Source organism: uncultured Kordia sp., assembly GCF_947489565.1.
GTDB lineage: Bacteria > Bacteroidota > Bacteroidia > Flavobacteriales > Flavobacteriaceae > Kordia.
Genome location: NZ_CANLEA010000017.1, coordinates 1 through 12,926 on the forward strand (window position 1 = coordinate 1; position 12,926 = coordinate 12,926).

Annotated in this window: 12 protein-coding genes; 11 read left to right on the forward strand and 1 reads right to left on the reverse strand. The window is 33.6% G+C overall.

The genetic code is table 11. The features are described 5' to 3' along the window. Positions 1-73 precede the first annotated feature (73 nt). From Q0845_RS20325 to Q0845_RS20360, 8 genes are all read left to right on the forward strand, one after another. Positions 74-673, forward strand: a complete 600-nt coding sequence (locus Q0845_RS20325; RefSeq protein WP_298517085.1) for a hypothetical protein — start codon at positions 74-76, stop codon at positions 671-673. A gap of 94 nt (positions 674-767) precedes the next feature. After that, complete coding sequence (locus Q0845_RS20330; protein ID WP_298517087.1) at positions 768-2,231, forward strand: oligosaccharide flippase family protein; 1,464 nt, start codon at positions 768-770, stop codon at positions 2,229-2,231. 156 nt (positions 2,232-2,387) lie between these two features. Further along, the gene (dut, locus tag Q0845_RS20335) at positions 2,388-2,822 is read left to right on the forward strand and encodes a dUTP diphosphatase (protein ID WP_298517089.1); all 435 of its coding nucleotides are present in this window, start codon (positions 2,388-2,390) and stop codon (positions 2,820-2,822) included. Between the two features lie 676 nt (positions 2,823-3,498). Continuing rightward, entirely contained in the window at positions 3,499-4,515 is a 1,017-nt protein-coding gene (locus tag Q0845_RS20340) for a sugar phosphate nucleotidyltransferase (RefSeq protein ID WP_298517091.1), read from the forward strand. 3 nt (positions 4,516-4,518) lie between these two features. Further along, positions 4,519-5,154 (forward strand): hypothetical protein, encoded by a 636-nt coding sequence (locus Q0845_RS20345; protein ID WP_298517093.1) that lies wholly within the window; start codon positions 4,519-4,521, stop codon positions 5,152-5,154. Between the two features lie 12 nt (positions 5,155-5,166). Then, positions 5,167-6,096 (forward strand): tetratricopeptide repeat protein, encoded by a 930-nt coding sequence (locus Q0845_RS20350; RefSeq protein WP_298517096.1) that lies wholly within the window; start codon positions 5,167-5,169, stop codon positions 6,094-6,096. Positions 6,097-6,123: 27 nt separating this feature from the next. Further along, positions 6,124-6,894 carry a DUF4292 domain-containing protein gene (locus Q0845_RS20355; RefSeq protein ID WP_298517098.1) on the forward strand — a complete coding sequence of 257 codons (771 nt, stop codon included), beginning with the start codon at positions 6,124-6,126 and terminating at the stop codon, positions 6,892-6,894. After that, on the forward strand, positions 6,894-8,126 hold the full coding sequence (locus Q0845_RS20360; RefSeq protein ID WP_298517100.1) for a peptidoglycan DD-metalloendopeptidase family protein: 1,233 nt from the start codon (positions 6,894-6,896) through the stop codon (positions 8,124-8,126). Before Q0845_RS20355 ends, Q0845_RS20360 begins: the two co-directional genes overlap by 1 nt. A 95-nt stretch (positions 8,127-8,221) precedes the next feature. Here Q0845_RS20360 and Q0845_RS20365 read toward each other — a convergent pair whose 3' ends face one another. Beyond that, entirely contained in the window at positions 8,222-8,416 is a 195-nt protein-coding gene (locus Q0845_RS20365) for a hypothetical protein (RefSeq protein ID WP_298517102.1), read from the reverse strand. A 1,376-nt stretch (positions 8,417-9,792) separates the two neighbouring features. Between Q0845_RS20365 and Q0845_RS20370 the strand changes: the two genes are divergently transcribed. The 3 genes from Q0845_RS20370 (at position 9,793) to Q0845_RS20380 (ending at position 12,874) form a co-directional block, all read left to right on the forward strand. Then, positions 9,793-10,527 (forward strand): LytTR family DNA-binding domain-containing protein, encoded by a 735-nt coding sequence (locus Q0845_RS20370; protein ID WP_298517104.1) that lies wholly within the window; start codon positions 9,793-9,795, stop codon positions 10,525-10,527. A gap of 28 nt (positions 10,528-10,555) precedes the next feature. Continuing rightward, positions 10,556-12,535 (forward strand): histidine kinase, encoded by a 1,980-nt coding sequence (locus Q0845_RS20375; RefSeq protein WP_298517106.1) that lies wholly within the window; start codon positions 10,556-10,558, stop codon positions 12,533-12,535. Positions 12,536-12,664: 129 nt separating this feature from the next. Further along, positions 12,665-12,874 carry a hypothetical protein gene (locus Q0845_RS20380; protein WP_298517108.1) on the forward strand — a complete coding sequence of 70 codons (210 nt, stop codon included), beginning with the start codon at positions 12,665-12,667 and terminating at the stop codon, positions 12,872-12,874. Positions 12,875-12,926: the final 52 nt, after the last annotated feature.

Consider the following 12,926-nt stretch of genomic DNA (forward strand, 5'->3'; position numbering starts at 1 on the left):
CGTGAATTCGTGGTAAAAGTTAAAAGTCAAGAGTAAGCACAAAAAGCTAAGAGTTAAAAGTGTTGGGTTATGAGTGAAAAAAACAAATCAACAAATCAACAAATCAACGAATGAACAAATCAACAAAAATTCAGAACAAAGTAAGCTAAAAACAAACATGCACAAATACATCAAAAACATACTTCCCATACTATTACTCATCGGTTTTACAAGCTGTTCATCACAACAAACAACTATGAAACTTCAAGAAAAACCACCATTTACGGTGCTATCTTCCTTTTCGCAACCATGGACTTCGGGACAAGAAGGCGGCGGAGGCGGACTCAATGTACACATGACTATTCAAAATCTAAATACAAAAAAAATCACGCTAAAGGATTTTTATTTTAGAGGCGAAAAGACAAAATTAGAAGACAATAGTACCAACAACAACGGATTATATGTAGCACGCTATCTAAAACCTGTTGAAAAAGAAATCATTCTACACAATGATCATAAAAAAGAAGCCGGAAACGAACCGCCAAAATTACAGCCTAAATTTCCAGGCGAGTTAAAAAACAACGAAGGAATCATTAGTTATGAAGAAGATGGAAAACTAAAATATTACAAGCTTGAAAACATCATCTACAGATTCCCAATATACTATCCAAGCGCACCACCAAATAAGCAGTAAATATCGCATATATTCAAATCTCAATGATCATGTAAAAATCCTTTTGGCAAAGCCCGTAGAAATCAATACTTTTGAAAGGTAAACAAAACATTCCTTGAGCGCACTAAAAAAGTTCTTCAAAGACACCATAATCTATGGAATTGCAGCAATACTACCACGTGCTGTCAATATTGGATTAGTCAGATTACATACCGACGCTTTTGGTTCAGAACGTTATGCGGTCAATACAGAATACTATGTATACGCAGCTTATCTGAATGCGTTGCTTACGTACGGAATGGAAACTGCATTCTTCCGATTCTTCAGTAAAGAACAAGAAAAAGGAAAAATCATTTCCACATCATTTATCAGTTTACTCTTTACAACGTTCATTTTCTTAGCTTTAGGCTTGACTTTTGCATCAGAAATCACACATTTTTTCGGATTTGAAAAAGTAATGTATGTCAAAATTTTGGTGTGGACAGTATTTTTAGACACCATTGTCGTCATTCCATTTGCCTACTTGCGTGTAACCAACAGGCCGATTCGCTTTGCGGGAATCAAAATTGCAAACATTGTATTTCTAGCTGTGCTAAACATACTTTTCTTATGGGCAATTCCAAATGGAATCCTTTCGGAAGGAATGTTGCCAGATGCGCTCAACTTCTATGTAGATGGAGAACCAGAAGTTATATATATATTCTTAGCAAATGTATTTGCAAGTCTATTGACGCTTATATTATTACTGCCGAATATTCTCAAAATCAAATGGACGTATGATTTCAGTATTCTAAAACGACTCTTAATTTACGGATCGCCTATAATGGTAGGAAGTTTGGCATTTGTAACTAATGAAAACATTGACAAGCTCTTTTTAGGAGAATTTATTGGCGATGCCGAAATGGGAAAATACTCTGGCTGTTACAAACTTGGAGTCTTCATGACCTTGTACATCATGGCATTTCGATTAGGTGCAGAACCTTTCTTTTTCAATCATGCAAAAGAAAAAAATGCTAAAAATAACTATGCTACCATTCTCAAATGGTTTACCATATTTGGAGCAATCTTTATGTTAGTTGTGGTGGCTTATATTGACATTTTTGCAAATATTCTCATCAGTAAAAAAGAATACTTAGACGCATTGGCCATTGTGCCTATCATTCTCTTGGCAAATCTCTGTTTGGGAATCTATAACAATCTCTCCATTTGGTACAAACTCACAGACAAAACAAAGTACGGAATGTACATTTCTATTTTTGGTGCGATGGTAACGATCGTATTCAACTTACTAATGATTCCAATCATAGGATTCATGGCATCAGCTTGGGCAACATTAGTTGCATACGGAAGCATGATGGTTATTTCGTATTTCCTTGGACAAAAGCATTATGCTGTACCATACAATATCAAACAAATAGGAGGATACGTCATACTAGCTACAGCATTTACAGCAATCGTTTTCTATGACGGAGTTCGAGGAAATTATATCCTTGTGACTGCATTAGTTTTAGTATTTTTGGCAATAATATATTTAGCCGAACGAAAAGAATTAAAACGCTTATTACGAAAAGGCTCTTAGTGGTGAAATACTAAATGTTAAATGCTGAATTTTAAATGTAAAAGTATTTAAAAAAGCAAATCAACAAATTGACAAAAAAACAGATTAACGAATTAACAAAAAGACAAATAAAAAAGTCAAAGACCCAAGACCCAAGACCTAAAAAAGTATCAAACAATGACCATAAAAATCATCAACAAATCCCAACACGCATTACCACACTATGAAACGTTGGCTTCCGCCGGAATGGACTTACGTGCAAACCTTTCGGAGTCAGTTACCTTAGAACCAATGGACAGAGCCATCATAAAAACAGGATTGTTCATCGAATTACCAATAGGATTCGAAGCACAAGTACGTCCAAGAAGCGGATTAGCCGCAAAAAAAGGAATCACAGTACTCAATGCTCCTGGAACTGTTGATGCAGATTACAGAGGAGAAATTGGTGTAATTCTTGTCAATCTATCCAAAGAAGCATTTACGGTAGAAAATGGAGAACGCATCGCGCAATTAGTCATTGCAAAACATGAACGTGCCGAATGGCAAGAAGTATCCGAACTCTCAGAAACAGACAGAGGCGCTGGCGGATTTGGAAGCACAGGAACGAAATAGTATTAAATGCTAAATGTTGAATGTAAAATTTTAAATTAAAACAGGATTCTCAGAAACCTAATCACTAAAAAACACAAAACATCACTTCGAGTGATTTTTGTCATATCGAGCTCAGTCTAGATAGATAGAAAATTGTATCGAGAAGTACTCTGAAAGTATAAAGGCATTAGGTTTTGGGCAATAGGTATTAGTAACTTTCACAAGAAGCAACAGATAACAAATCAATAAAAAAACTCACAAGAGTAAGCAAAAACCAAATCAACAAATCAACGAATCAACAAAAAACATTCGTGCATTCGTGGTAAAAGTTAAAAGTCAAGAGTAAGCACGAAAAACTAAGCTAAGAGTTAAAAGCGTTGAATTAAGAGATTAACAAACAGACAAATCAGCAAAAAACTCACAAGAGTAAGCATAAATCAATAAAAAAGATTCGTGCATTCGTGGTAAAAGTTAAAAGTCAAGAGTAAGCACGAAAAGCTAAGCTAAGAGTTAAAAGCGTTGAGTTAAGAGATTAACAAACAGACAAATCAACAAAAAACTCACAAGAGTAAGCAAAAGCCAAATCAACAAATTAACGAATCAACAAAAAAACCAAATTGACAAAAAACAGTCAAAAGATAACAACAATAAAAACTAGCGGCGAAAGCCAACAGTAAAACCTAAACAACAACAAGAGATGAAAATAATAGTACCTATGGCAGGAAGAGGTTCACGCCTTCGTCCACATACACTTACGGTTCCAAAACCATTAATTCCCATTGCCGGAAAACCAATTGTTCACCGATTAGTTTCTGATATCGCAAAAGTATTAGGAGAACCTATCGAAGAAGTAGCATTTGTATTAGGAGATCCAGCATTTTTTGGAGATGATGTGGTAGAAAGTCTAACGGAATTAGCAGAAAGTTTAGGAGCAAAAGCAAGTATCTATCGCCAAGATCAACCGTTAGGAACAGGTCATGCTATTATGTGTGCAAAAGATTCTTTATCAGGTCCAGCCGTAATTGCTTATGCTGATACTTTAATAAGAGCAGATTTTAATTTGGACAAAGATGCCGATGCAGCTATTTGGGTAAAACAAGTAGAGCGTCCAGAAGCATACGGAGTTGTAAAATTAAATGACAACAACGAAATCATAGAATTGGTAGAAAAACCAGCAGAATTTGTATCAGATTTAGCGGTGATCGGAATATACTATTTTAAAGATGTGGGCGTTCTCAAAGAAGAGTTGCAATACGTATTAGACAATAATATCATTCACGGTGGCGAATACCAGATTAATGACGGAATCAAAGGAATGATGGCAAAAGGACGTCGTTTTGTGACTGGGAAAGTAGACGAGTGGATGGACTGTGGAAACAAAAACGTAACCGTAGAAACGAATGGAAAAATACTAGGGTTTTTACAAGCTGATGGCGAAAAATTAGTGGCAGATTCTGCACAAGTAATCAACTCAGAAATCATTCCACCATGCTATATCGGTGAAAATGTAGTCATTAAAAATTCTACAGTAGGACCAAATGTTTCCGTAGGAGACCATACACAATTAGAAAATGTAAGTCTTAAAAATAGCTTAATACAAACCAATTCTACGGTAAAAAATGCTAATTTAGACGAAGCTATGATTGGAAACCATGCAAAATTTGATGGAAATTTCACTAAAATTAGTATTGGAGACTATTCAAGCTTGGAATAATAATTGAGTACAATACAGATAAAGAAAATAATTTTAGTACTATGTATCTTTATAAGTCTTCAAACCTTTGCGCAGCATGGTTGGACAGAAGGAACATTGTATTTAAAAAATGGAACGGCAAAAAACGGACTCATTAAGTTTCCAAGAGTTTCTAAAGATTTGATTTCTTTCAGTGGAAAACAAAGAGTAAAATTCAAAAAAAATAAAAAGGCAAAAAAGGAAAAATTTGATCACAAACAAGTAGATAAAGTTGTCTTTACGTATGAGAATTCAGAAACTGCTGTTTACAAATATATAGCGGTTTCTAAAAATAAACATGAGCTTTTTAAGGTCATCACAAAAGGAAGCGCAACGTTATATGCGCGAAGTGTAAGTTATACATCATCGCCAGCGGTATTTCATCCAGGAACTATGCAGCCTATAATGTATGACTTTAATGATTTTGATGAATTTTATGTATTAAAAAAAGGTGAAAAAATAGCACTACCTTTAATCACCATACGTATTTCCAGATCGTTTAAGAAAAGAGCGATGGAATATTTTGCCGATTGCCCAAGTATAGTAGCAAAACTAAAAGACAAAACCTACCGAAAACAAGATGTGGAAACGGTTGTAAAAGCATATAATAACTGCAATTAAACTAAAAGACAGATGAAAAAATACATGTACATACTATTACTTTCAGGAATGCTATTCACAATTCCTGCGTTTGTACATGCACAAGAAGAAGAAAGTGCCGAAATTTCACTAGAAGAAAACATAGACGATTTTCAAGAACATTTCTTTGAAGCGCTAAAACAACGCGGTATTGAAAACTTTGATCGTGCTGTAGATGAATTGCTGAAATGCCAGAAAATAGACAACAGCGCAGCGATTTCTTTTGAGCTGGGAAAAAACTATTTCTCACTCAAAGAATATGACAAAGCGAAAGAATCGTTTCAAACGGCAGTCAACAAAAAACCACAAAATCAATGGTATCTTACGGGCTTATTCAATGTGCAAGTCAAAATGGGCGAACGTGAAGAAGCTTTAGACACTGGAAAAAAAGTAGTACGACTCAATCCAATATTTAGAGAAGAAATTGCCAAAGTATATGTTGGAATGCGCGAATACAAAAAAGCGCTAAAGGAACTTGAAAAACTTCAAAAAAGTGGCGGATTATCATTTACAGCTGCCAATATGAAGTTGATGTTGGAAAAACAAGTCCGCAAAAAAAAGAAGTCCGATGGTAAAGTTGCTGACATTATCGATCAAACACCAAAACCTAGAGTTAGAGGCGATGGCAAAATATTAGATCAAGTAAAAGACGCTTTACAAACCAAATCATATGAAGCTGCAAATCGATTGGCTAAACTTGGTTTGAGTGACTTTCCTTCGCAACCAAAACTATATCTATACAATGCAAAGGCATTAAATGCGTTAAAAGAATACAAGCAAGCGATAGAAATGCTTGAAATTGGGTTGGATTATATTATTGATGATGCGCCACTTGAAAAAGAATTCTATCAAACCTTTGTTGACGCATACAAGAAAATGGGCAACTCCAAAAAGGAAAAATTTTACCGTAAAAAAATACAATAAGCGTTTTCGCACATTAAAATAAAACATTTGAAAAACAGAATTCACATCTATATCACTAGTATGGTATTACTCTTTTTAGTAGGTTGTACGTCTACAAAAACAGTAGTGTCTTCGGGTGAAGTTACCAATCTGTCTACCAAAAATATCATCAAAAACCATTACCGAAATAGCTTAAAATTCAAAACGATTCGTGGGAAACTAAAAGTGAATTTTGATGATGGAAAAATGCAAGATAACTTCACGCTAAGTCTACGCATGGAAAAAGACAAAGCCATTTGGATTAGCGCGAAACTATCTTTTGTAAAAATATACATGACGCCGAATGAAGTAAAATTCTATAGCAAATTGGATAATACTTATTTTGTGGGCGATTTTAAACTCATCAGTAAATTTATTGGAACTGAATTGGATTTTGAGAAAGTACAAAACTTACTAATTGGTGATGCACTATTCAATCTAAAAAAAGAAAAATTTGACTCGGAAGTTGTCGATAAAACCTATGCGTTAATTCCGAAGGAAGATTTTGAACTTTTCAAACGCTTATTCTTTTTAGATGCGTTTCATTTCAAAGTAAAAAAGCAACAATTAGCACAAAAGCAAGAACAACGTTTGCTTACCATTGAATATCCAACATACCAAGAAATAACAGGACAAGCATTTCCGAAAAATGTAGAAATAAAAGCGGAAGAACTCAATAAAACTACAAAAATTGAGGTCGAATATCGCAAAGTAACATTCAACGAAAAAGTGCGTTTTCCGTTTAAAATTCCAAGTGGATATACCGAAATAAAAATCTAGTGAAGTCAATATTTAACAAACATATCATTCGAAAAATTACAGTAGTCTTACTTTTATTGGTAAGTACTGCAAGTATGGCGCAGGACAAAAAGCAAGAATTAGAAGCTATGCGTCAGCGTTTGCAAAAAGAAATACGACTGATCAATAAATTGATTCGCAAAAACACCTCTAAAACGAAATTTATTGTTGAAGATGTGCAAAGCTTAAATCATAAAATTCGTGTAAAGCGTGATTTGATTAAAGTGATGAATCGTCAAACGAATCTATTGACGAGTCAAATCAATAACAACATCAAGAAAATAGCAGACTTACGAGACGATTTAACGAAGCTAAAAGCGGACTATGCTGAAATGATTCGAAAGACTTACAAAAGTCGTTCAGAACAGAGTAGATTGATGTTTTTACTTTCGTCGGAAAGCTTCCTGCAAGCCTACAAACGTGTGCAATACATGAAACAATACACGGACTATCGCAAGAAGCAAGGAGAAGCTATTGTGGTTCGTACCAAAGAATTGCAAGAGCTCAACAAAACCTATTCGGAACAAAAAAAGGAAAAAGAAGCACTCATTGTCGAAAACCGAAAAGTGCAAAAAGAATTCGAGAAGGAAAAAAAGATACAAAACGAAATGTTGACGTCGTTGCGAAAAGACAAAAACAAATACGCAGCACAAGTCCGAAAAAAGCAACAACAAGCAGATGAAATTGATCGTCAAATAGACAAAATTATCCGTGATGCCATTGCGAGTTCCAACAAAAAAGCTGGAAAAACCACTACAAGCAAAACCTATGCATTAACTCCAGAAGCCAAAGCCATTGGAAGCAGTTTTGCAGCCAACAAAGGAAAGCATATTTGGCCAGTTGCCGAAGGAACCAAAGTACGTGGTTATGGAAACTATCGCGATGTTGTAAACCCGAATGTAACACGTGTGAGTAATGGAGTGATCATTGCTACAAATCAAGGTGAAACTGTACGTGCTGTTTACAAAGGAGAAATCACCAGAATATTCACTACAAAAGAAGGTGTAAAATGTGTCTTAATTCGTCATGGAAGTTACTTTACAACCTATTTCGGACTTCGATCGGTTTCTGTAAAAACAGGTGATAAAGTTTCTAAAAAGCAGCAAATCGGAACAATGTTTACGAATAAAAGTAACGGAAAAACGGAACTTAAATTCACAGTCTTCAAAAACACTACACGTTTAAATCCAGAAACTTGGTTGTATAGAATGTAGCAAAGCTACACTGAGCGGAGCTAGAGTATATTTGGCATCAAAAAAACGGACTCAAAAAAGTCCGCTTCATTCATCAATACTATTTCCTAGGTTTGCTATCCAATAGGCGCAGGTTCCCAAGTATCTGTATTATTGCAACAGCTAGTGCCTCCTTGGCATGGAGCCATCGTACTTAATGTACCGTCATATGACAGAATAGTTTCATAGGTTTTTCCGCCAAGAACTTCATAGCTTAAATTAGAGATGCTTTTTTTGTTGAGTCGTAACTCTTTCAAATTTTGCTTTTTCATAATGGTAATGTTTTAATATTAATGGTGTTCAATATTAAAACATACAATCAAAAAGTAAGTCCTGCAAAATGTAGTATTTATTGATTTTATTGTTGGGGTAAACTTATTTTTAGTTCTATCTAAAAATATAATTAGATGAAATTTTAAAGTAATAAAAGTGCATTATTTTTTGAGATATCATATCGAGCGGAGTCGAGATGCAAAAACAAAAAAAAGCTAAAAAAATTCATGTATTCGTGATAAAAAAGACCAACTCAAAAGGTAAAAACATATAAAGAGATAAGATGCTGCATCAAGTTCAGTATGACGTAAAGACAAAAATCTAGTTACTAAAAAAAATTCGTGTATTCGTGACAAAAGATATCAACTCAAAAGGCAAAAACATATAAAGAGATAAGATGCTGCATCAAGTTCAAAATGACGTAAATACAAACGTCTAGTTACTAAAAAAATTCGTGTATTCGTGACAAAAAAGACCAACTCAAAAGGTAAAAACATATAAAACAGATGAGATGCTGCATCAAGTTCAAAATGATGTAAAGACAAACGTCTAATTACTAAAAATAATTCGTGTATTCGTGACAAAAAAGACCAACTCAAAAGTCAAAAGCATATAAAGAGATAAGATGTTGCATCAAGTTCAGCATGACGCAAAACCCCGAAAAGCTATAATAATTCGTGAATTCGTGACAAAAACTAAAGAGCTAAATACAAAATGTAAAACTCAAAATTTTAAATGTAAAAGTACACGCAATTCCAACTGACAAAAACAAAGCAACACTTCGACTACCTCAGTGTAAACAAATAAATAAATTGGCAACAAACGCCCAAATTCGTGCAAATCAACATAAGAGTAAACCAAAAAACATTCGTGAATTCGTGACAAAAACTAAAGAGCTAAATACAAAATGTAAAACTCAAAATTTTAAATGTAAAAGTACACGCAATTCCAACTGACAAAAACAAAGCAACACTTCGACTACCTCAGTGTAAACAAATAAATAAATTGGCAACAAATGCCCAAATTCGTGCAAATCAACATAAGAGTAAACCCAAAAAAACATTCGTGAATTCGTGACAAAAAATATCAACTTGAAAACCAAAAACATATAAAAGAGGTAAGATACTGCATCAAGTTCAGCAGACATAAAAACAAACGTCTAACTACTAAAATAATTCATGTATTTGCTACAAAACAAATGAATACTTCAACAAGCTCAGTGTAAACAAAAAGGCAAAAAACCAAATCAACAAATCAACAAGTTCAGTACAAACAAAAACAAAAAACCAAAGCATAAGTAAAAACCTAGCAACCAAAAACAAGCAACCAACAACTAAAATAAAAACCCTATATTTAAACTGAAAAAAAGTTACAAATGGCCAAAATCTGTATTGTTGAAGACGATCAAAATCATGCGTATGCTTTACAAGAAAAAGTAAAAGCCATCGGACATGCAGTACAGCAAATTTGCACCACTTTTGAAGAAGCACTGCAGGCTATTCAACAAAATATCCCAGACATTATTCTGCTCGATATCAATCTGCAAAATGACAACGAAGGCATTCAATTAGCAAAAGTCATTAAAAGTTTTTCGTCCATTCCTATCATATATACGACGGCTTTAACAGCAAGCGATATCATAGAAAAAGCAGTAAAAATTCAGCCATCAGGATATTTAGTAAAACCCATTCAGCAAGAAACCTTAAAAGCGACAATTGAATTGGCTTTACAAAAACAAAAACCAAATATTAATCAAGAAAACACAGCAGTTTCTACCGAAGATGATGCCACTTTTTTAACCGTGAGAGTAGGATACAAGCTGCGAAAAATAAATTTACAAGAAGTCAAACTCTTAAAAATTACTTCTAAAAACTATGTGACACTTGTCGATAAAAATGACAAAGAATTTCAATTGAGAAACTCTTTAAAAGCCTTGATAAGTTCCCTGAATTCTCACTTTATCCAAGTACACAGATTGTACGGAATTAACCTAAATTATATTGTACACATTGACGAAAAAGAGCAAATGCTATGTCTTAAAGAACGTACGCATATTCCAATAGGACGAACGTTCAAAGAAAATTTATACAAACGATTGAACATTATGTAACATCAAAGTTTAAATCTAAAATAAGCGAATGCGAATATTTGTTGCCATTATCAGCTTGCTATTTCCTGTATGCTTGCAAAGTCAAGACATTAATACACAGGAAGAATACCGTGTGATTGATAGTACTAAACGGATACTGACAGCGGAAAATATAGAAGAAAATAGAAGCAATTACATAAAAATTATCACCTTTTATGCACGCAAAAATATTGATAGCGGAAAAGTATATCTAGAAAAATATACCAAACTCACAAAAAACTCTCCGGCACGCTTTGATGCCATTAGTCGTAAAATATATTTGCTACAACTTGAAAAAAAGTATGAAGAAGCAGAAACACTGATTCATACAACTATTCAAAAGGATTCTGTAATGCTTCATAAGCCAAAATATAAATATGCGTTGCTCAAATTTTACTTATCGTTGGCAGAAATATATTTGGATAAAAATACCAATGAAAAAGCCTTAGAAATCTATTACAAAACAGCGGCTATTTATGAAAGTGAAAACATGCAAGATGATATTAACTATTTTGTAAACTTATCCAGCATTAGTGCAATTTTATCTAGCTTAAAATACTACAAAAGAGCTTTAGAATATCTTGATAAATTGGAAGCGCTATTAATAAAAAGAATAGCATCCATAGATAAAAAAGATCTCAATTATGGAGGATTTCTCTACATGCAAATCAGTACTTATATGAGTAAATCGCTGATACATCAAAATTTGGAAGAGATCCCAAAAGCACTTATGTATGCAAAAAAAGCAGAAGCACTTTGTATAGCCGAAAAAGAACAACGTTTATTGCCAAAAATCTATATTGTCTTAGGGAATATGCATCTTTCGGCGGAAACTTATGAAATTGCTTTAGAAAGTTTTCAGAAAGCAATAACAGCAGAAAAGCTATATAATTATCCTGAATTTAGATATTTTTTATTTTACAAAGCGGGTTACGCATGCTTACAACTCAAATCGTATGACGAAGCAATTTTATATTTAGAAACAGGACTCGAAAAAACCAATATTCCAGCAGAAAAAGTTCCTTTACTCAGTGATTTGGCAAAAGCATATCAAGGATCAAAAAAGTACAAAAAAGCAACGGAAACTTTTGTGCTGTATAACCAGCTAAAAGATACCTTACACAGTCAAAATCAAGAAAAAGCCATTGCCGAAATCACAGAAAAGTATGAAAATGACAAAAAGCAAAAGCAAATCACATTGCTGAACTCAGAAAAAGCATTGCAACAGCTAAAAATAGAACAACAATCGTATGTTATTTATGGAATTATTGGAGGTATAATTCTGCTCTTTATTTTAGGATTGATATGGTATAAAAACAGACAACAAAAGCAAAAACTTACAGAAGCAATTATCAACTTAGACAAAGAAAAATTGCAACAACGGTTTTTGCGTACGCAGCTCAATCCGCACTTCTTTTTTCATGCATTAGCTGCGATAGAAGGATACATTTACAAAGAAGACAAAGAAACTGCGACTACATTTTTGCAAAAATTTGGCGCCTTAATGCGAAACATGTTAGAATCTTCAGATATTGACTTCATTCCGTTAGAAACAGAAATTAATTTTATTGAAAAATACCTGACATTACAATCTTTAAACAACAATGCAAACTTTACATTTTCTATTGAAATTGCTGAAGAATTAAATTGTTCAAATATTATGATTCCGCCCATGTTGACACAACCTTTTGTAGAAAATGCCATCATACACGGTATTTCTTCCATAGAAAATGGGCAAATTACCATTGACTATTCTAAAAGAGAGAGCGATCTTTTAATCTCTATTACAGACAACGGAAAAGGCATGACTACTTCGCCAAAAAAATCGGGAATGCTGCATCGTTCCATGAGTACAGATATCATAAAACAGCGTATTGAAAACATTCAAAAAGTACACAAAATGGACATTCAGTACGAAGTATCTTCCATAGAAAATACAATGGTAACTTTCAGAATTCCATTGAAATATGGGAATTTTAAAGTAGCATAATACTCGTTTTTTACACTTAACCTCATTAAAAGAACATTCAGGTTCACCAAAATTACATTCCGACTCAGTAGTTTTTTATCATGAGAAATAAAAAAATAAGTTTGAGTATAAACAAAAACTAATTAAATCATGAAAAAAAGAAATCTTAAATCATTAAAACTAAACAAAAAATCAATCTCCGATTTGAATAAAGACGATAATCTAGTTGGAGGAGCATTTACATCAGGATGTTCTGATGGATGTGGACCTTTAAAGACAGCATGGAACTGTACCAGAGCAGATTGTACTTCAGATTGTGGTACATTATTTTGTGACACAGATTTTATGTGTACCTTTTAGAAATAATAAAAAAAGCGGGAATTTAATTTTCCCGCTTTTAGTTTTTTATAAA